The organism is Cytobacillus kochii, from assembly GCF_020171845.1.
In the GTDB taxonomy this organism is placed as follows: Bacteria; Bacillota; Bacilli; order Bacillales; family Cytobacillaceae; genus Cytobacillus; species Cytobacillus kochii.
In genome coordinates this window covers 95,780-117,036 of sequence record NZ_JAIVAM010000010.1, presented here as the reverse complement: position 1 = coordinate 117,036, position 21,257 = coordinate 95,780, and the positions used below count along the sequence as shown (strand labels likewise).

General features: G+C 36.5%; 19 protein-coding genes and 1 pseudogene. 17 read left to right on the top strand and 3 right to left on the bottom strand.

Annotated features, from left to right (window positions below):
* The first annotated feature begins 108 nt into the window (after window positions 1–108).
* From LCM23_RS16990 to LCM23_RS16980, 3 genes and pseudogenes are all read left to right on the top strand, one after another.
* A complete protein-coding gene (locus LCM23_RS16990; protein WP_224938015.1) occupies window positions 109–1,812 on the top strand; it encodes an ATP-dependent nuclease in 1,704 nt (567 codons plus the stop codon).
* 61 nt (window positions 1,813–1,873) lie between these two features.
* Window positions 1,874–2,716, top strand: coding sequence for a phospholipase D-like domain-containing protein (locus LCM23_RS16985; protein WP_224938014.1), 843 nt, complete (start codon window positions 1,874–1,876; stop codon window positions 2,714–2,716).
* A gap of 297 nt (window positions 2,717–3,013) precedes the next feature.
* Window positions 3,014–3,106, top strand: a pseudogene (locus tag LCM23_RS16980) (iron-sulfur cluster assembly accessory protein); the annotation flags it as partial.
* 184 nt (window positions 3,107–3,290) lie between these two features.
* On the opposite strand, the gene LCM23_RS16975 reads toward LCM23_RS16980, so the two are convergent.
* Complete coding sequence (locus LCM23_RS16975; protein WP_218971962.1) at window positions 3,291–4,280, bottom strand: NAD(P)/FAD-dependent oxidoreductase; 990 nt, start codon at window positions 4,278–4,280, stop codon at window positions 3,291–3,293.
* Window positions 4,281–4,711: 431 nt separating this feature from the next.
* Here LCM23_RS16975 and LCM23_RS16970 point away from each other — a divergent pair, with 431 nt between their 5' ends.
* The 13 genes from LCM23_RS16970 (at window position 4,712) to LCM23_RS16910 (ending at window position 18,013) form a co-directional block, all read left to right on the top strand.
* Entirely contained in the window at window positions 4,712–5,926 is a 1,215-nt protein-coding gene (locus LCM23_RS16970) for an NAD(P)/FAD-dependent oxidoreductase (protein WP_224938013.1), read from the top strand.
* Between the two features lie 74 nt (window positions 5,927–6,000).
* Complete coding sequence (locus LCM23_RS16965; protein ID WP_224938012.1) at window positions 6,001–6,489, top strand: NUDIX domain-containing protein; 489 nt, start codon at window positions 6,001–6,003, stop codon at window positions 6,487–6,489.
* Between the two features lie 164 nt (window positions 6,490–6,653).
* The gene (locus tag LCM23_RS16960; RefSeq protein WP_224938011.1) at window positions 6,654–6,776 is read left to right on the top strand and encodes a YuiA family protein; all 123 of its coding nucleotides are present in this window, start codon (window positions 6,654–6,656) and stop codon (window positions 6,774–6,776) included.
* A 172-nt stretch (window positions 6,777–6,948) separates the two neighbouring features.
* A complete protein-coding gene (locus tag LCM23_RS16955) occupies window positions 6,949–7,605 on the top strand; it encodes a GntR family transcriptional regulator (protein WP_224938010.1) in 657 nt (218 codons plus the stop codon).
* 715 nt (window positions 7,606–8,320) lie between these two features.
* Window positions 8,321–8,716 carry a thioesterase family protein gene (locus tag LCM23_RS16950; RefSeq protein ID WP_224938009.1) on the top strand — a complete coding sequence of 132 codons (396 nt, stop codon included), beginning with the start codon at window positions 8,321–8,323 and terminating at the stop codon, window positions 8,714–8,716.
* A gap of 12 nt (window positions 8,717–8,728) precedes the next feature.
* Entirely contained in the window at window positions 8,729–9,865 is a 1,137-nt protein-coding gene (locus LCM23_RS16945; protein WP_224938008.1) for a Leu/Phe/Val dehydrogenase, read from the top strand.
* Between the two features lie 14 nt (window positions 9,866–9,879).
* On the top strand, window positions 9,880–10,941 hold the full coding sequence (pdhA, locus tag LCM23_RS16940; RefSeq protein WP_224938007.1) for a pyruvate dehydrogenase (acetyl-transferring) E1 component subunit alpha: 1,062 nt from the start codon (window positions 9,880–9,882) through the stop codon (window positions 10,939–10,941).
* A gap of 2 nt (window positions 10,942–10,943) precedes the next feature.
* A complete protein-coding gene (locus LCM23_RS16935; RefSeq protein ID WP_224938006.1) occupies window positions 10,944–11,960 on the top strand; it encodes an alpha-ketoacid dehydrogenase subunit beta in 1,017 nt (338 codons plus the stop codon).
* An 18-nt stretch (window positions 11,961–11,978) separates the two neighbouring features.
* A complete protein-coding gene (locus tag LCM23_RS16930) occupies window positions 11,979–13,187 on the top strand; it encodes a dihydrolipoamide acetyltransferase family protein (RefSeq protein ID WP_224938005.1) in 1,209 nt (402 codons plus the stop codon).
* Window positions 13,188–14,612, top strand: a complete 1,425-nt coding sequence (locus LCM23_RS16925; RefSeq protein ID WP_224938004.1) for a dihydrolipoyl dehydrogenase family protein — start codon at window positions 13,188–13,190, stop codon at window positions 14,610–14,612.
* A gap of 202 nt (window positions 14,613–14,814) precedes the next feature.
* Window positions 14,815–15,138: a YuiB family protein gene (locus tag LCM23_RS16920; protein ID WP_224938003.1), complete on the top strand. Its 324-nt coding sequence runs from the start codon at window positions 14,815–14,817 to the stop codon at window positions 15,136–15,138.
* Between the two features lie 121 nt (window positions 15,139–15,259).
* The gene (locus tag LCM23_RS16915) at window positions 15,260–16,165 is read left to right on the top strand and encodes a nuclease-related domain-containing protein (protein ID WP_224938002.1); all 906 of its coding nucleotides are present in this window, start codon (window positions 15,260–15,262) and stop codon (window positions 16,163–16,165) included.
* Window positions 16,166–17,314: 1,149 nt separating this feature from the next.
* A complete protein-coding gene (locus LCM23_RS16910; protein ID WP_224938001.1) occupies window positions 17,315–18,013 on the top strand; it encodes a 3D domain-containing protein in 699 nt (232 codons plus the stop codon).
* A 32-nt stretch (window positions 18,014–18,045) separates the two neighbouring features.
* On the opposite strand, the gene LCM23_RS16905 is transcribed toward LCM23_RS16910, so the two are convergent.
* Together LCM23_RS16905 and LCM23_RS16900 are read right to left on the bottom strand one after the other, a co-directional pair.
* On the bottom strand, window positions 18,046–18,840 hold the full coding sequence (locus tag LCM23_RS16905) for a cobalamin-binding protein (protein WP_224938000.1): 795 nt from the start codon (window positions 18,838–18,840) through the stop codon (window positions 18,046–18,048).
* Between the two features lie 19 nt (window positions 18,841–18,859).
* Window positions 18,860–19,336: a divergent PAP2 family protein gene (locus LCM23_RS16900; protein WP_224937999.1), complete on the bottom strand. Its 477-nt coding sequence runs from the start codon at window positions 19,334–19,336 to the stop codon at window positions 18,860–18,862.
* 206 nt (window positions 19,337–19,542) lie between these two features.
* Here LCM23_RS16900 and LCM23_RS16895 point away from each other — a divergent pair, with 206 nt between their 5' ends.
* Window positions 19,543–21,045 carry a leucyl aminopeptidase gene (locus tag LCM23_RS16895; RefSeq protein WP_224937998.1) on the top strand — a complete coding sequence of 501 codons (1,503 nt, stop codon included), beginning with the start codon at window positions 19,543–19,545 and terminating at the stop codon, window positions 21,043–21,045.
* The last annotated feature ends 212 nt before the right edge of the window (window positions 21,046–21,257 follow it).

Below are 21,257 nucleotides of genomic sequence, written 5' to 3'. Positions count from 1 at the left end.
ACCTAAACGGTTGGGGATCAATCTTTTATATACGAAACTCCTAAGTCTTGATAGAATTAGTCATCTTTTACTATATATATGGTATAATTATGCAAAAGGAGGGGTAGAATGGTTAAATTACACTCAATATATGTAAATGGGTATAAATGCTTCATTGAAGGAGATTTTGTAGGAATTGAAGAGATTAAGCCCTTCAATATTTTAATAGGTAGAAATAATTCGGGAAAATCGAGTTTATTAGATATTTTATCTTACGCAACTAATAAGAACACCTTCAATAAAAATAAGAAAGATTTTAATGAAATAGTTATTGGTTATAAGTTAACTAATAAAGAGATTGAAGCTTGTTTTGATCTAAATATAGGGGGCGGTGACATTAGAGGAAACCATAGAGAATTTGGAATGAGGTTTATCGGGGAGATATTCCACTTTAAATTAACCCCTAAAACTGATTTCTCAAATAGAATTTCGGTAAATGGAGAGTTCACTAAATTTAAAAACGGGAAGTTTGATGTATCTCATAAGGCTCACTGGGATAAGTTGGCGAATCATATTATAGGAAAAATAACAATAACAGTTCTAAGACTTGGAGCTGAACGTAACATAGTTCCTGAGGAAGAAGACAAGCAAAAAGATTTATTAATGAATGGTGAAGGAGCAACGAATATTGTTAATAAATTTATTAACCTTAGTACTTTAGATAGTAAAATTGTAGAAAGAGATCTATTAAATTATTTAAATGAAATTATTTATCCAGATGCAATATTTACAGACATTGTTGTCCAACAAGTTGAGTATGAAAAGGATTTATATATGTGGGAAATATTCTTAGAAGAGGAGCATAAAGGAAGAATATCTCTGTCAAAATCAGGAAGTGGTTTAAAAACAATTATCTTAGTGCTAATACAGCTTCTTTTATTACCAATACTTTATAAAAAAGATTCTAAAGAAATTTATTACATATTAGAAGAATTGGAGAATAACTTGCATCCTTTACTTCAAAGAAATTTATTTAACTTTATATATGAATGGGCAATTAATCACGGAACAACCATTTTCCTTACAACACATTCCCATATACCAATTAACATGTTTAGCGGTAATCCGAATACTAGCTTGATTCATTTAAGGAACGTAGATAACAAAATTATACCAAAAACTACATTGGATTATAAAGATAGTAACAATATATTAAAGGATCTAGATATCAAAGCGAGCGATTTGCTACAGTCTAACGGCATTATTTGGGTTGAGGGGCCAACTGATAGAATGTACATAAATAAATGGTTAGAAGTATTTGGAAAAGGAAAGTTCACTGAGGGTAATCAATATCAAATTGTATACTATGGGGGGAAGTTGCTTTCGCATTACTCAGTTACTGAAGCGGATGAGGAAAATGAGTTAATAAATTTGTTATTAGCTAATAGGAATTGTGCAATTGTTATTGATAGTGATAAAAGGTCTCAAGGAAGTAAAATTAATGATACAAAAAAGAGAATCAGAAAAGAATTTGAAGAGGCAGATTCTCTAGTTTGGATAACAAAAGGAAAGGAAATAGAAAATTATATCCCTCAGAAGGTTATACATAACTATTATAATAAGGAAGTTAAAGAAGACTTTACTAGGTATATGAACATAAAAGATTATTTGGATTTAATTAAAAAAGGTGAAGGGACAAAATATGAGAGGAGTAAAGTGGCTTTTGCGAGAGGAATTATACCTTTGCTTAACGAAAATGATCTTAACAATCATTTGGATTTATCGGATAAAATTAACGCTCTGATAAAAGTAATAGACAGTTGGAACACTTGATATAACATGAATTTTTTGAGGAGTCGTACATAACTGATATGAAATGGGGGGGGGGAGAAACTTGAATTTAAAGGTATATACACTGGATAAGTTAAAAGATTTCATAGCGTGTGGTAAAGGAGACGGGTTGTTTTACTTTAGCGGTCCTCAGTTAGTGAAATTATTCGAATCTATTGGATTTGAAGATATGTATAGTATGAGTAAGGGGTTTGTAGGTAATGAATTATATGGGGGTAAAAAGAGTAGGAAAGAGTATGTTGCTAATAGATTGAAAAAAATAAATAATTCTAAAAAGCTTACAGAATTTATGGAAGTATTTATTAATGCCGCGTTAATTCAAATAGACCAAAATACAATTGAAGGTTCAGAAGAGGAAGTATTTATTGCTAGTCTGAATAAAATAATTAAATCCAATAGCTATAGCATAGAAAAAATAAAAGACGGATATTGTGTGAGTGGTTATGACACTTATGAAGAACCAGTCGAACTTAAGGCATATTTTGAAGATATCCAAAATCAGATTATTGAAGAAATAAAAAAAGCTAAATTTACAATTTGGGTTGCTGTAGCGTGGTTTACCGACCAAATCTTATTTAATGAATTGATCAAAAAAAAGACCGAGGGTTTAAATATACAAGTTATAGTAATTGATGATGATACTAATAGGAGATACGGGTTTCGTTTTGAGGATCATTTTGAGACATATCGTTTCCCAGAACAAGGGATGTTTAAAAACATTATGCACAATAAATTTTGTGTGATTGATCTGGAGATAGTAATAAGTGGTTCTTATAATTGGACTAAAAAAGCTCAATATAATCATGAATCTATGGAGATAAAACGTAATCGTAAACTTGCTGAAACTTATGCAAAGAAATTTATAGAATTAAAAAATTTGCTTTAATTTTTTGAAAGTTAGTCGAAAGCTCTCGCGCGCGGTCATGCTCAAACTGCCGAGTTTTGTCGAATGAATCTCCTGAGCGAGATTGTTTTTGTTACCTGGAACCTTGAATGGAATAAATTTTGTCCTAACTACCGATTAATGCTTGTCATATTCCCGAAGTTTGGGTAAGATGGTGATAACGTAGTCCATCGCTATGAATGAGCGGTGTTATTAATCCGAACGAACAATAACAATCGTCAAAAATGAAACAAACGTTGATATTATCGCGTTTAATCTACCGTCTAACTGACCGACTAATTCACTATCGACAACCCAAATGCGATTGCCAATTGCGGCTGTGGATCTTCTTTTAGAACCGCAACAAAGGTTGGTACGCCAGAAGAGTGCTAATCTTAGTGAAGAGATCTTTCCTTTATAAAGGGAAGGTCTTTTTTTACTTTGCATGATTATTTGAAGTCAGTAAGTTAATTTTTAATCCACAAGAAGTGTGATTGGTGGGTATTAGCATGTGGAAAAGGTCAAAACTTCCTCCGGTTTAATGGTATAAAAAAACCCGGAATCATCCGGGCTTCTTTTAAAACATTGAAGTACTATGTTTAGGTTGTACTCTTGCTTTAGGGTCAATATATGTTTTAGCGTGACTAACTGCGACTGGTGCTTCACCAAACCCACATGCAATTAATTTTACTTTTCCATCGTAAGTACAAATATCTCCAGCAGCATAAACACCTTCAATATTTGTTTCCATTTTTTGGTTTACAACGATAGAGTTCTTTTGAATGTCAAAGCCCCATTCTTTAATTGGACCTAATGAAGAGACAAAACCATAGTTAACAATAACTGCATCGACATCGATAACTTCTTTCTCTTCTTCGCCTACTTTTTCAAGGATTACTTGGCTTACACCGCTTTCATCACCGACTAATTCAGCTGGAATATATGGTGTTTTGATATCAACTTTAGAGTTTTCAAGGTTTTCTACACTATGTTCATGTGCACGGAATTTATCTCTGCGGTGAACGATTGTAACTTTTTCTGCGATAGGTTCAAGCATTAAAGCCCAGTCCACTGCTGAATCGCCTCCACCAAATATAACGACTCTTTTTCCGGCAAAATGATTGAGGTCGTTAATAAAATAATGAAGGTTTTTTCCTTCGTATTCTTTTGCACTTTCCAATTCTAAACGACGGGGTTGGAATGCGCCGTTACCAGCAGTAATAATGACAGATTTTGAAAAGTGGACATCTTTATCTGTCGTAATTTTCAATGTACCATCTGCTAGTTTTTCCAATGTTTGTACAGATTGTTCTAAAGAAATAGTCGGATCAAATTTGTCCATCTGTTCAACAAGATTATCTATTAACTCTTGTGCGCGGATTTTCGGAAATCCTGCAACATCGTAGATATATTTTTCTGGATAAAGGGCAGAAAGCTGTCCACCTAGTTGAGGTAAGCTTTCAATAATGTTAACAGATGCTTGTCTCATCCCACCGTAAAAAGCGGTGAATAGCCCAGTTGGACCCCCGCCGATAATCGTGATGTCGTAAATCTTCTGTTCAGTCAAAGTGATTCCCCCTAAGTATATTTATGGTGTTTTAATTAGTTTACCATAATATTAGACTATTCTGTATCATTTGGTGTTGCATGAGGAAAAGATGTACCATCAAATGATCTTTTAAAAATCAGCGTTGACTAGAAAAATACGGTTAAATTTCCTTTAGAAAGGTAAAATGTGAAAGCGGTACCAATGTTGATTTTATAGTATTGATAATCATTATCAAATTAAAAAATCTTAAAATTCTTAAAGTGTCAATTTAGCTTGAAAATAAGATAGAAAAGGAATACTATGTAATAGAAGATATATTTATTAATTTTTTGTGACATTTTTCGAACATTTTTTTGTCCGTATTAGTGAAGAATATCACAATCTTTTATTTTATGAAAAATAGGAGATAAGAAGTACTATAAAATATATTAAAGGTGGAAGTGATACACTTGAAAAAGCCAAAAATCGTTATTTTAGGTGCAGGTTACGGTGGATTAATGACTGCAACTCGTTTGCAGAAACAAATCGGAGCAAATGATGCTGAAATTATTCTTGTGAATAAAAATGATTACCATTATGAAACAACTTGGTTACATGAAGCATCTGCTGGTACATTACATCACGACCGTGTACGTTATGATATAAGTAAAGTAATTGACAACGGTAAAGTTGAGTTTGTAAAAGGCACTGCTGTTGAAATTAAAACAGATGAGAAGAAAGTTCTACTTGAAAAAGGTGAGCTTGAATATGATTATCTAGTAGTTGCACTAGGTGGAGAATCTGAAACATTTGGTATTAAAGGATTGAAAGAATACGCTTTCTCTATCTCTAATATCAATTCTGCGCGCCAAATTCGTGAGCATATCGAGTATCAATTTGCTACTTATAATACAGAAGAAGTAAAAGATGATACGCGCCTATCAATCGTTGTTGGTGGTGCTGGTTTCACAGGTATCGAGTTCCTTGGGGAATTAGGTAACCGTATTCCTGAATTATGCAAAGAATATGATGTACCTTTTGAAAAGGTGAAGATTGTATGTGTTGAGGCAGCTCCAATGGTATTACCAGGATTTGATCCTGAATTAGTTGAATATGCTGTTGCTCATCTTGAGAAGAAAGGTGTTCAATTCCGTATTGGCACAGCGATTAAAGAAGGTACACCAGATGGTATTATCGTAGCTAAAGGCGAAGATGATGTAGAAGAAATTAAAGCAGGTACTGTAATCTGGGCTGCTGGTATTCGTGGGAATGCCATTATTGAAAAATCAGGATTCGAAGCCATGCGTGGACGTATAAAAGTGGATGAGAACTTAAGAGCACCTGGCCATGACAATATCTTTGTTATTGGTGATAGTTCATTAGTAATTAATGAAGAAATTAATCGCCCTTATCCGCCAACTGCACAAATTGCTATGCAACAAGGTGAATTAGTTGCAAAAAATATTGCTGCACTTATTCAAAATAAAGAACTATGGACATTTACTTTTGATAACAAAGGTACAGTATGTTCTTTAGGTGAAGATGATGCGATTGGTGTTGTATTTGGTAAAAAAGTGGTTGGTAAAAAGGCTTCATTTATGAAGAAGATGGTTGATAACCGTGCATTATTAATGATCGGTGGCGCTTCATTAGTTGCGAAAAAAGGTAAATTCAACGTTCTTTAATGCGTTAAATATAAGAGGGCAAACGATATGTTTGCTCTTTTTTTTATAGATTAATTCATCTAAGGAGAGATAAAATGGGAAAAGCCGATAGAGGTAAAGTATGGATTGGGGTTAGTGGTCTTTTAATCAATGAAAGTAAAGAATGGTTAGTTGTAAACAAGAAATACGGTGGTTTAAAAGGAAAATGGTCATTACCTGCCGGTTTTGTAGAGCAAGATGAAACAGCAGATGAGGCAATTATTAGAGAAGTGAAGGAAGAAACTGGGCTATCTTGTCGTGTGAAAGAGATGATAGGTCTTCGTACGGGTGTGATTAAAGGGGAAATTAGCGATAATATGGTCATTTTTCTTTTGGAAGCTGATACAAATCAGACAATTGTAATAGAAGACAAAGAATTAGATGATGTCCAATTTATGGATCCACTGGAACTTATTCATCATCAACCAACTTCAGTCATGATTCAGTATATATGGGAGAACCTCAATCATAACAACAAAACATTAATTGATGACATTAATCCCGGAGATCAATTTGGATACACTGCTTATAAATTATTTTTGTAACCTCGTGATATATTGCATAATTTAAAGCATAAGAAAGATAATAATGCTTGTATGCGTTTACATAAAGGGTTTTTACTGTTTTTTGAACCTTTCCATTTTTGATATTTTTCTGTATTATTTAGTTATTATCAGAAAATTCAATTATTCCAAGGGAGATGAACAACATGGCAGTAAAAAATGAATCTAAAGTTTGTATCTATTGTGCAGGTCAAGGGTATTTCCAACTGATCCTTGGAGGATCGGAAACATGTGCTTGTTGCGGTGGTTCTGGTAAACATGAAAAATAATTCAGCAAATGAATAAGATGTAATGATAGCGCTCTAAGTTTTAGAGCGCTTTTAATTTTGTTGAAATACAGCAGAATTATCTCACATGCTATCAAATATCAAAATTTTTAAATAAAATTCTGCTATAATAAAGTTTATTAATTGGCGAAGTTTGTAATGGAGGTTGCAATTTATGCGTATCGTTAAACCTGAGTCTCTGCATCAACAGGCATATCATATAATTAAGAGCGAAATTCTTGAAGGGGTTTATCAACCTTCTGAGAGAATTGTAGAAGCAAAAGCGGCAAGTAAATTAGGCATAAGTAGAGGACCCGTTAGAGAAGCGATTCGAATGCTTATTCAAGATGGTCTTCTTGTATATAATGATGGCTATGTAAAGGTTTATACACCGACGGTTCAAGATGTAGTGGATCTTTTCCAATGTAGAGAAAGTCTAGAAGCTCTTGCGATCAGCTTAGCTATTCATAATATATCAGAGAATGAGAAAGAAAAGTTACAGAAGAATTTAGTAGCTAGTTATCAGGCAAATGAAAAGAAAGATATAATTGAACTCGGTAAGCTCGACCAAGCCTTTCATGATATTATTATTTATGCCTCAAAGAATAAACAGCTAACAGAGCTATTAGAAATGATTCGGGCAAAGATTCATTATATGCGTAGTAATATGGTAAAGGAAAACTTCTATCCTACATTAGTAGAAGAACATGAAAGAATTATAGACTTATTATTTAGCGGTGATGAAAAAGGAGCACAAGAATATATCAGACAGCATATAAAAAAAGGACTTGATGGCGTCCTTATGCATATTGATAAAAGCGTTTCTAAATAAAGATCAGCTACTCTAAGTAGAGCCTACATAGAGTAGCTTTGTTTAATTATTATGAGAGATTCCCGTTTAAAGGTTTGATTGTAACACTGGTGAGACAAGTCAGCTTGTTTACTTGATTCATAAAGTTTCCCGTATGGTGTGCTCTTGTAGTGACGACCATATACATCTTATGAGGGAAGTGCCATTATAGAGAATTCAATGGTAATTTGCCATCCCTTTTACTAACTTAGTTAGGTTATTCATTCATAAATAGTGCACACATGATCGCACCTATAGATTCATTTATTTATATAGCTAAATTCATCCCCCCATTCGAGCTGACTGATATTTGTTCTGGCAGCAAACCTTATATACCTCCTCTATAACTGAAGGTGATCAAGTTTTCTATTTCTTCTTTTTCCTGTTGTTGCGTTATCCTTACTTGTTTATATGCACAAAGTGAGTATGTCTTTTTCAGTCTTTTTTCACATAAACTATGTATGAGGTAGAACAATTGCAGCTTCATTTCATTTCGCTCTTTCAAGTCAAACAAGGCGAATAATAAATGAAGAGGTATGTTGGTTAACTGTTTTCCGTTGACTAAAAATAGTAAATGTTGTAATATCCGAAATATAAAGAAAATTCAGAAGTGTGGTGCGGCGTAAATAATTTAACATGGGGTAATTTTCTTTTGTTACTACAATGAAAGCGCATACAAGAAGGGTGGTGTGTAGCAATGAAGGATGGATTACATATTGGTCTATCAGAAGTAATGACAATTAATGTCACAAAGGATATGTTTGCGCAGTTCGACGGAGAAGTTGTTCATCCTGTCTATTCAACTGCATCCATGGTGTATCACATGGAGTGGGTTTCTAGAAAAATCCTTCTTCCGTTTCTTGAGGATCATGAAGAGGGAATGGGGGCAGCTGTCCACATGCAACATGTTGCTCCATCTGGGGAAAATTCTAAAGTGACTTTAACTGCGACCGTTACGACAATTACTGAACGTTCTTTAGTAACGGAGGTTATTGTGATGAATGAACTTGGACTAATTGGTAGAGGAGAAGTCAAACAAGCGGTTCTTCCGAAAGAAGTAATTGCGAAGAAAGTTTTAGCTACCAACAATTAAGGGGGAGCAAGGATGGAAAAGCTTAATCAGTCTCAAGAAGTAGGAAACGATATTTTTAAGAAGATGGCTAATCATGAACAAGTAGTCTTTTGTAATGACCCGAGTACAGGTTTACGAGCAATTATAGCCATTCATAATACCACATTAGGTCCAGCTCTTGGTGGAACGCGGATGTACCCTTATGAAAATATGGATGCCGCCTTAGAAGACGCTTTACGTTTAGCTGAAGGAATGACCGCAAAATGTGCAGCAGCAGATGTTGATTTTGGAGGAGGAAAGGCAGTCATTATTGGTGATCCGAAAAAGGATAAATCACCTGCCTTATTTCGTGCTTTTGGTCAATTTGTAGATTCATTGAATGGTAGATTTTATACAGGGACAGATATGGGGACAACGATGGAGGACTTTGTCCATGCTTCAAAAGAAACGCGATTCATTAATGGGATACCTGAAGCATATGGAGGTGGAGGAGATTCGTCCATCCCTACTGCTCAAGGGGTTGTTTATGCTATACAGGCAACTAATCAATATTTACATGGTACAGACCTTTTGGAAGGACGCACATACAGTATTCAAGGATTAGGCAAAGTTGGGATGAAGATTGCAGAAACACTGCTTGAAGCTGGTGGTAATGTGTTTGTTACAGATATTAATCAAGAGGCAATAGCAGAACTTGTAGAAAAGGCAGAAACGTTAAGAGGTAATGTGCAAGTAGTTGATCATCTAGAAATTTACCGCGTATCGGCCGATATTTTCATTCCATGTGCAATGGGTGGAGTGTTAAACGAAAGAACCATCAGCGAATTAAGAGTCCATGCCATTGTCGGATCTGCTAATAACCAACTGGCACATTCTTCTGACGCCGCTCTTTTACATGATAAGGGTATCCTATACGCTCCTGATTATATTGTGAATGCTGGGGGGCTCATTCAAGTTGCAGATGAATTATATGGACCAAGTAAAGAGCGAGTATTGCAGAAAACAAGAACGATTTATCATACTTTACTACAATTATATCGAGAATCTGCTACAACTGGAAAGAACACAGTAGAAGCCGCCCAAGATCGTCTACAAAGACAGATGAAAGAACAGCAACATAGAAGCAACTTTTTCTCTCGGAATGTAAGACCTAAATGGGATTTTAAATGATGGGAGGCGTTACTATGGAAAGTTATCCACTATATCAAATGATCGATGAGAACGGGGAATGGGTTAACAAGTCATATGAAGAAGAATTCAATGAGGAAAAAGTAAAGGAATTTTATTACCACATGTTGCGTATACGCACCTATGACCAGAAGGGGGTTGCGTTACAGCGGCAAGGGAGAATTGGTACGTATGTGCCTTTTCCAGGGCACGAAGGAGCACAAGTAGGAAGCGCACTGGCGTTGTCAGAAAATGATTGGATGTTTCCTACTTATCGTGATCACGGTGCCTCTCTCACATTTGGTGCAGATTTAGATCGGATGCTCCTTCATTGGAATGGTAGAATTGAAGGTTGTTTACCATCAAAAGAAAAGCGAATTATGCCAGCTTCCATACCAATTGCTACCCATTTACCACATGCTACAGGCGCTGCAATTGCGGAGGTTTATAAAGGAACTGACAACGCTGCCATTGCTTATTTTGGAGATGGTGCTACTTCTGAAGGTGATTTTCACGAGGGATTAAATATAGCAAGTGTATTTAAGGCACCAGTCGTTTTCTTTAATCAAAATAATGGTTACGCTATTTCGTTACCTATTGAAAAACAGATGAATTCCGAAACGATTGCACAGAAAGCTGTTGCTTATGGGATACCGGGCGTGCGGGTAGATGGTATGGATGTTTTTGCTGTCCATTATGCAGTGAAAGAAGCTTTAGAACGGGCGCGAAAAGGGCAGGGACCAACGCTTATTGAAGCAGTTGTTATTCGTTTTGGGGCACATACAACAGCAGATGACCCTTCGAAATATCGTGATCAAGAAGAAATCAATCGTCAAAAAGAGGCGAAGGATCCTCTTCTTCGGTTGAAAAAGCATTTACAATTTCGCGGATTTTGGAGTGAAGAGTGGGTAGAGAGTATTCAATCTGATATACGTAAGGAGATAGAAGCAGCTGTAGAGAAAATGGAAAATGCACCTGCTGCTAACACAGATGACATGTTTGATCATGTCTTTAGAGAACCTACTTGGACGATATCAAGGCAAAAAGAACAATTAGGCTTGATTGGGGGGAATCGATAATCATGGTCATGTCAAATGAAATAATAAAAACGAAAGCAACAAGTCAGTCGTTGACGATGATCCAAGCGATCACGGATGGATTAAAGACGATGCTAGACAGTGATCAAAACACGATTATTATGGGTGAAGACGTTGGACGCAATGGGGGTGTGTTTAGAGCAACAGATGGTTTACAGGAGACTTTTGGTGAAAAAAGAGTCATCGATACACCACTAAGTGAAGCAGGGTTCGTCGGAACAGCCGTAGGGATGGCGTTAGCGGGATTAAAACCAGTCGTCGAAATTCAATTTCTCGGTTTTATCTATCCAGCATTTGAACAAATTGCGACTCATGTGACAAGAATGCGTATGCGTACACTCGGTCAATATCATATTCCCATGGTGATTCGCGCTCCATACGGTGCAGGAGTCCGCTCACCAGAAATCCATTCGGAAAGTGTCGAAGCATTATTTACACATTTGCCAGGAATAAAAGTCGTGTGCCCATCTAACGCTTATGATGCAAAAGGTTTATTGTTAGCAGCAGTAGATGACCCAGATCCCGTCCTTTTTTTAGAACCGATGCGTCTATACCGTGGAAGTAGAGAAGAAGTGCCTACGGGCGATTATCGAATTGAAATAGGCAAAGGCACTCGTGTGCAAGAAGGCAATGATGTCACCATTTTTGCTTGGGGTGCAATGATTCCCTTAGTCATGAAAGTTAGTGAACAAATGAAAAAAGACGGTATTTCCTGTGATGTAATTGATCTAAGAAGCCTTTATCCACTAGACCGTGACTTGATTGCTGATTCTGTACAAAAAACAGGGAGAGTTGTCATAGTTCATGAAGGGCATGAGACAGGCGGGTTAGGTAGCGAAATTATTTCTATTATAAATGATACTTCTTTTCTATATTTGAAAGCACCGGTGGAGAAAGTGACTGGCTTTGATGTACCTGTGCCATTATTTTCTTTGGAGAATGATTATTTACCATCAACAGAACGAGTAGAGACAGCTATTCGTAAAGCTTATACATTTTAGAGGGGAGGGTGAGATGATATGACTGATGTGAAATTTAGCGATATAGGTGAAGGAATGACAGAAGGAGAGATTATCCATTACTTTGTCAAAGAAGGAGATACAGTGGAGATAGATCAGCCATTGGTTGAACTACAAACTGATAAAATGGTGGCTGAAATCCCTGCTCCCTCAGCTGGTGTCATCACCTCCATTCCTTTTCAAACAGGAGAAGTCGTTACGGTTGGAACGGTGATTATGACAATTGATAATGGACAGAGCCTTGCAAAGAGAGAAGAAGTGGTGATGGAAACCGTTCCACCGCGTATGGAAAAAGAAGTTCCTCCTGAAGCGAATGGGAATCGCTATCAACGTATACTTGCAGCACCTTATACAAGAAAAATTGCAAGAGATCTAAATATAGATATAGAAAGAATTGTTGGTACAGGACCAGCAGGAAGAGTAATGGATGATGATGTGTATCAATTTGTGGAAGGATATCGTGCGAAAGAAACGAAAAAAGAGAGAACAGAGCCACAAGTAGAAACAACAAAATTAGAGGAGACTATTCCTTTTACAGGAATTAGAAAAGTCATCGCTCAACGAATGAGTCATTCTCTACTTACAATTCCTCATGTTACGCATTATGATGAGGTCGATGTCACCCAATTATTAGAAGCGCGAAATGAATTAAAGGATTTAGGGGATCGCCTCTCTCCAGCCGCATTTTTCTTGAAAGCAGTTGTTATCTGCTTAAAAGAACACCCATTATTTAATGCAAGATTAGATGAAGAAGCAGGTGTCATTCGGTTGTTAAAGGATTATCATATAGGGGTGGCGACACATGGAAAAGAAGGTTTAATGGTACCGGTCATTCACCAAGCTAATCAAAAGTCAGTCCGAGCGATCCATGAGGAGATGAAATCGTTAACGAAAAAAGCACAAGAAGGTAAGCTAACTCCTAATGATATGAAGGGTGGAACTTTTACAGTTAATAATGTTGGCCCTCTTGGCCGCGGTACAGGGGCAACGCCAATTATCAATCATCCTGAAACAAGTATTATTACCTTCCATGCAGTGAAGAAAAAGCCGGTAGTAAATGCTGAAAATGAAATCGTTATACGTTCTATCATGAATATTTCTATCTCTTTTGATCACCGCGTCATAGATGGTGCGCAATCAATTGCTTTTTCTAACCGTTTCATTGAATTAATTGAACAACCAACAAAACTATTAGTGGAGCTGATTTAAATGGTTGTAGGCGAATTCGCTGAAAAGCGGGATTTAATCATTATTGGAGGCGGTCCTGGAGGATACAACGCGGCGATTCGAGCAGCGCAATTAGGGTTGAAGGTAACTTTAGTTGAACAGAATGAATTGGGCGGTGTTTGCCTGAACTCAGGTTGTATACCCTCAAAGGTTTACGCGCAAGCTGCAAAGAAGTTAGAAGCGCTAGGGTATTATGCTTCTTTTGGTATTGCTATTGATGAACCTACTTTTGCTATTGAATCGTTAAATGATTATAAGAATATGACAATTGAACGGTTACGTAAAGGGGTAGAAGAACTTTGTAAAGCAAACCAAATTGAGTTAATTCGTGGCAAGGCTCAATTTATAAATCAAAAGCGTTTAGGTATTGAAATGTCTCATCATTTTGATTTATATGATTTTGAGAAAGTCATTATAGCGACCGGAAGCACTGCTGAAATACCAACAGAGTATCGCTCTGCCAAAATCCTAACAGAAGCTGAACTTTATCGGTTAACGGAGATTCCTCCTCATCTTATCATTTATGGTCATAGTTATATTGCATTAGAAGCGGCCTTTACTTATCGTCAACTTGGTGCAGATGTGACCCTCATTTTAAATAAAGAAAATTTCTCATTTGATGAAAGTATTAATAGGGAGTTACAGCGATTATTAAAGAAGCAAAAAATCAAAGTATACCGTGATTATCAATTAATAGATATAAAAGAAAGTCATACTCTCTTGCAGCTGAAGTTATCTAAATCAGACCAGGAGATCACATGTGAAGGTAGTCATGTATTTATGGAAGGAACGCATCATGGGAATATCAAGACCCTCGATTTACAAAGAATAGGTGTGGAATGTACAACTGATGGTTTTATTAAAGTAAACCAGCAATTACAAACAAATATACCGACAATATACGCTATTGGTGATGTCACGGGTGGCGGGCAATCGGCTGTTAAGTCAATTAAAGAAGGAAAAGTGGTCGCTGAGAGGATAGCTGGCTTGAATAGTGAAGTGGATTTAAGCTTAATGCCAGCAGTTGCCCATACAATACCACCTCTTGCAACAGTGGGCATGACAGAACAAGAAGCAAAAGAAAAAGGGTTAAACATTGCTGTTAGTCAATTCAATTATAGCGGCAATGGCTATGCGATGGTGACTAGTGAAAAAAGTGGCATCATGAAAATTATTAAAGATGCAGATAATGATGTGCTACTCGGCTTTCATGCCATTGGTTCTTCAGCTATTGAATTAATTAGTACAGCAGTCACAGCCATGGAACTCGTTGGTCGTGACGAAGACTTAAATTTCCCACTGTACCCTCACCCGAGTTTTAACGAAACCATTTTAGAAGCAATTGAGGGCTTGAATAACCGTGCGATTCATATGAAACCGAATGAGAAAAAATCTGTTAAGGTGTGAACAGTAATCATAATGAAGCTAGGCGTGCGTATTCGATGGGCACTTCTAGCTTTTTTACATTTTCAATGCGATTTAAAGGTAGAAATTTAACTTTTAAGTAGAAAAATCTTTATTTTTTGTCATTTCTATTGTAAGAACATGTTGACGCATAGAGAGAAGTTTCAGTAAACTTAGTATTGATGTGCAAGGGAGGACAAGCTGAATGCAAATGACCATTTTCGTATTGCCGATTTCTATGTTACTCTTTTTTGTTTTGTTTTTCGGAATTGGTTTTATATTAAATATGCTTTTAAGAATGTCATGGATCATGGCAATTGTTTATCCAATTGTCGTTATTAGGATTATTGATAAGGTTCGACTCATTGAATACTTTAATGACACTCGTGCTGCCTTTTCTAGTCTTTGGACGGAAATCACGAGTCTCCAATTAGCTGATATTCTCATCTTGAGCAGTGGCTTTGTTGGTGCCATTGTTGCTGGCATAGTCATTAACATGCTCCGCAAAAGAGGATATCGTATGTTTTAATCTATACATAGGGAAAGAAAACTCTACTATATATATAAAAGTAGAGTTTTTTGTATTTTAAAATAATGTCGTTTATTGTGGTGGAATCTTTTATAATGGATAAAAAGAAAGGCGGTACATCATGGCCATTATTAAACCCCTGAATCCCTCACATCAGCTCCAATTATTACGTGCACTGAGTGTGCGAAAGGAATTTTCACTCGATGAAAAACAATACTTTCACTTATTGCTTAAAGGTTACGAAGGAGAAAAAAGGTGGCGAGAATATTTAAACGGCTTTCCTTCTGAAATCCCTATTCTATTTGACCTCACGCTAAAAAGTAATCATACGATTTTTCAGGTAGATGCACTCATGGTTCACCAGCATCATATTACTTTTTTTGAGATTAAAAATTTTAGCGGTAACTTTACGATAAAAGATGGGCATTGGTATCATTCAAATAAAGAAATAAAAAATCCATTGATTCAAATAGAACGGAATCAAACACTGATTCGACAATTTGTAGACCAACATCATTTACAACTAACCTTTGATTATTTGTTGGTTTTTGTAAACCCTGAATTCATGCTGTATGATTCTAAGCCAAGAAAGAAACTCATTCTTCCCCCACAAATCCCAAATCTAATAAGAAATTTAAGCCAAATGCGTCACACCCCCACAACCCATCACACAAAGATTATTCAAACTTTATTAACCCATCAAACCGAGTCTCCATTGTTCGTCATTACAGAGTATACATATCAGGAATTAGCCAAAGGGCTATTTTGTAAAAGATGTAGGGATAAGATGGAAAGGAAAGCTAATCGGGTCATCTGCCCTAAGTGTAAAAGTCAGTGTCCCTTGGAAAGTGCATTGTTAGATCTGATTCATGATTTTTCCATTCTTTTTCCTGCTTTGAAAATAACGAATCATGTCATCTTTAATTGGTGTAATGGAACCATAAGCAAATCAACTATTAGAAGAGTCCTCCTAAACAATTATTCCATAAAAGGAAGTGGTCGAGGTACTTATTATGAAAGAAAATAAAACAATGGAAGGATTGCTTCAAATGCGTGATTGATGAGAAATTTGGTAGTGTTCACGCGTAAACGAGTCAGAAATCCGTGATTGAAGAAGAATGTGGTAGGATTCATGCTAAACGAGTCAGAAATCCGTGATAGAAGAGAAATGTGGAAGTGTATAGGCGTAAACGCACCAAAAATCCGTGACCGAAGAGAAATGTGGTAGGATTCATGGTAGGATTCATGCGTAAACGCGTCAAAAATCCATGACCAAAGAAAAAGATGGTAGGTTTCATGCATAAATGCGTCAAAAACCCGTGATCGAAGAGAAATGTGGTAGGATACATGCGTAAACGCGTCAAAAATCCGTGACTGAAGAAAAAGATGGTAGGATACATGCGTAAACTCGCCAAAAATCCGTTACCGAAGAAAAAAGTGGTAGGATACATGCGTAAACGAATCAAAAATCCGTGATTGAAGAAAAAGATGGTAGGATACAGGAGTAAATGGGTCAGAAATCCGTGATAGAAGAGAAATGTGGAAGTGTATAGGCGTAAACGCGTCAAAAATCCGTGACTGAAGAAAAAGATGGTAGGATCCATGCGTAAACGCACCAAAAATCCGTGACTGAAGAAAAAGAAGGTAGGATTCATGCATAAACGCGTCAAAAATCCGTGACTGAAGAAAAAGATGGTAGGATTCATGCATAAATGCGTCAAAAATCCGTGACCAAAGAAAAAGATGGTAGGATTCATGCGTAAACGCGTCAAAAATCCATGACCGAAGAAAAAAGTGGTAGAATCCAGGCGTAAACGAATCAAAAATCCGTGATTAAAGAAAAAGATGGTAGGATTCATGCATAAATACGTCAAAAACCCGTGACTGAAGAAAAAGACGGTAAGATTCATTCGTTAAACACGTCAAAAATCCATGACCGAAGAAAAAAGTTGTAGGATTCGAGCAGAAAGCTATTGGACCAAGAGAGTGAATCTCTTGGTTTTTTTGATACGAAAGTCCAAGCGGTTATTAGTTTGCTATCAAAGTGATGAAGAAAATTGAATTTACATAAGGGTTTTATTTGATTATAGGACCGTATGTTTAGCTTCTTTCTAAAAAAAATGAATATTACCTTGAATTAAGGGAAATGACTATTGTTGGGAGGAGTGATTAACTGATGTATGATATAAAAAAATGGGCGAAAAGAATGGTGATAGCTGTAGCGTTTTCTTTCGCGTTATTATCCACATTCCAAACGATTTCAGGTGTAGAAGCAAAGCAAGTGATTGATTATATGAGTGAACAAGCTAATGAAGGAGAGGGATCTACCCTATCTTTCAAACATGCTTTAAAATCGATTGGACTGGCCTTTAAAGATTTAAATAAGACTTTGGAAGCAGATCATTTGAAATTATCAGCAAGCACAGTTGCTGAGGAACCACCTTCTTTGAATGATTGGGATTGGTCACAATACGACACTAAGGAAGTAATCGCAACCGGATACACGGCCTATTATGAGTCGACAGGTAAAAATCCAGGTCATCCTGAATTTGGTATTACATATTCTGGTGTAAAGGTGAAAAGGGATTTATATTCTACGATTGCTGCAGATTTAACTGTTTTCCCCATTGGTACGATACTGTGGATTCCTGATTATGGGTTTGGGGTAGTTGCTGACAAAGGTGGCGCCATTAAAGGAAATAAATTGGACTTATATTATGAAACAGTAGATGATGTATATAATTCTTGGGGGAAGAAAACTTTGGATGTTTATGTAATATCAATCGGTGATGGTACGTTAACTGAAGAAGATTTACAAGAGTTAAATGAAACGGAATCACTACAAGTATTTAGACAGCAGTATACAAAAGAATAAAAACTAAAAAAGTAATGGGGGATGAGTACCCATTACTTTTTTAGTGGAGAAGAATATATTGTCGGATGTAATAACTGCCCCAATTTGATTGCCCCTTCGATTAATCTTGGTGATGGACGGCAAAACAATTCTTCCTCTAGGACATAAACGTTATTGTTTTTCATTGCATCCATATTTGACCAACCTGGACGTTTCTGTAAAATGACTGGATTCACTTTTTCCTGTCTTACACCTACCCAGGCTAAACAAATGACATCAGGATTTTGCGCACGGATGGTGTCCCAGTCTGTCTGGATATTTGCTTGTTCTTTAGATGCGAAAAGGTTTTTGCCGCCCACAAGTTCACTAATTTCAGTTAGCCAGTTTGTACCTCCAGGTGTAAAAACGGGCTTTGGCCACCATTCCCAATAAATAGAGAGAGGAGTCTTCACCTGTTTAGCTAACTTCTTTAAGTTTATCACTTCTTCATGAAAGCTTGCTGCGGCTTGCATGCCGACTTCTTTTTCTCCTAGGGCTGTGGCTACAGTGATTAAGTCATTTTCTATATCTGTTAAGCTTTGTGGATTTAATGTTATGTAGGGAATGCCTCGTTCATCCAATGCAAGAATATTTTTTTCCATACCCGGTACACTTAAGGATGCCAGCACAAGGTCTGGTTTAGCCTTTTCTACAGCGTTCATATCTATAGAGAGGTCTGGACCCAGTTTTGGTAGAGTATTTACTGCTGCTGGCCAATCAGAGTAATCATCAACAGCGACAAGTTGATCGGTTAATCCTAAGTAGGCGAGAATTTCTGTATTACTAGGGCAAAGAGAGGCGACTCGCATGATTGAAACCTCCAATATCTTAAAATATCAATGCATATAAGAATAATGTTAATAAAATACCTGTTAATCCTCCAAAAAACACTTCTACTGGTTTATGGCCTAATAATTCTTTCAGTTCTTTACGTTTTACTTGGTCTGGCTTTTTGGGCCATGATTTCGCTTCATCGACAAAACGGTTAAAGTCATTGACAAGCTGATTAAGCACAATGGCTTGTTCACCCGCTTGCCTTCGGACTCCGGTTGCATCAAACATAGTAATGATAGCAAACATGGCTGATATCGCGAAGGGAACTGAATCTAATCCTGCCTCGATGGCCACCCCTGTTGATAAAGCTGTAACGGCAGCAGAGTGAGAGCTTGGCATCCCTCCAGTACTTGTTAACAGAGACCAATCTAGCTTTCTTGTAGCAAAAAAGGTAATAGGGACTTTTACAAATTGTGCAAAGAAAATGGCAGCTAATGCTGACCAAAGAGGAAAGTTCAAAAATAATTCCATTATTTAACCACCTTATCGATGTTTGTATTCTTTGTTCGTGTTTAATATTAATTAATTATTACTATAAGGAAGGATTTTCTATTAGTAACAGATTAGCACAAAACATTTTGATTTGAAAATCAGATCTACTTAGACGATAAAGTTAGCTAGTCGAAATAATGCGAAAGATTAGATATAATGATTATATATCTTATGGAGGTGTTAAAATGTTTACAGTTAAAAAAGAAAATCTTTATGACTCCGCTCATGAAGTTTTAATTATCGGTTTGTTCGATGAACCGAATATAATAAAAGATGAATTATCTTCTTTGGACGAAAAATTTGAAGGACAAATGAATGATTTTCTTAAGCAAGGTGATATATCAGGGAAGTTAAAATCAGTAAGTAAAGTACATACCTTCAATAAAATTGGTGCAAAGAGATTATTATTTGTGGGTCTAGGTAAGAAAAAGACATTACAATTCAATGAATTAAAAGAAGCGATAGGCTTAGCCTTTAAAGAAATTCAAAAAAGTAAACTTTCGGAAGTAGCCGTTTTTTTAGACACATTTACTGTTGCCGATCAGCTTGATGCCCTCGATGTTGGTCATGCAGTTAGTGAAGCATATACCCTTGCTACCTATCGTTTTGAGGGATATAAACAAAAGTCAAATGAACCTGAAAAGACAATTGATAAAATCACAGCCTATACGACTGAAAATAGAGAAGATGTTTTATCTGCTTTAACAGTTGGTTATGCCTATGGTAAGGGAACAAACTCTGCAAGAACTTTAGTGAATATGCCTGGGAATATGTTAACAGCAACAACAATGGCAGAATATGCGATTGAGTTAGCTAATAAATATGATTTGGAAATAGAAATATTAGATAAGAAAGAAATGTTAGAGCTTGGGATGGGTGCGCTGTTAGCTGTCAATCAAGGTTCGACAGAGCCACCGAAAATGATTGTTCTAAAATATCAAGGGAAAGATCAGTGGGAAGATGTCATTAGTCTAGTTGGAAAGGGAATTACCTTCGATACTGGTGGTTACTCGATAAAACCGAAAACAGGGATTGTTGGAATGAAAACAGATATGGGCGGAGCTGCAGCCGTTCTGGGTGCGATGGAAATCATCGGGGAGTTAAGACCAGAACAGAATGTATTAGCCGTTATTCCATCAACAGATAATATGATAAGTGGATCTGCCTTTAAACCAGATGATGTTATTACTTCGTTAAGTGGAAAAACAATAGAGATCTTAAATACAGATGCAGAAGGGCGTCTCGTTTTAGCTGATGCCATTACGTACGCAAAACAGCATGGTGCCAATTATTTAGTCGATGTTGCTACTTTAACGGGAGGTGTTATTGTTGCCTTAGGAGAAGAAACAACAGGTGCGATTACTAATCATGAAACCTTCTTTGAACAAGTATTAGAAGCCTCATTCGAAGCAGGCGAAGCGATGTGGAGACTCCCATTATTTGAAAAAGATAAACAAAGAATTCGCAATAGCCCAGTGGCAGATTTAAACAATTCACCAGGAAGAGAAGGCCATGCGATTATGGCGGGCGGCTTTATTGGAGAATTTGCTGAAGATACACCATGGGTGCATTTGGATATAGCTGGTACATCTACAACAAATAAACCTTATGAATTAGGTCCTGCTGGAGCCACAGGGGTAATGACGCGTACATTAGCTCTACTAGTAGAAAGATTTGAAGTAAAGTAATCAACCATTCATTAAAAGCATCTTAAAGGATGAGAAACTCCTTAAGATGCTTTTTTACTCCTCCTTAGCACTTATATTTGCATAGGTGAAACCTCCGATAGTTGATGAATAAGAGTGAGAATTATGGAACTTTTCTTAAAAATCCATTATTTGACGAACTTGAATCAGTATGTTAATTTATTACTCTAACACTTTACTAAAATAAAGCAAAT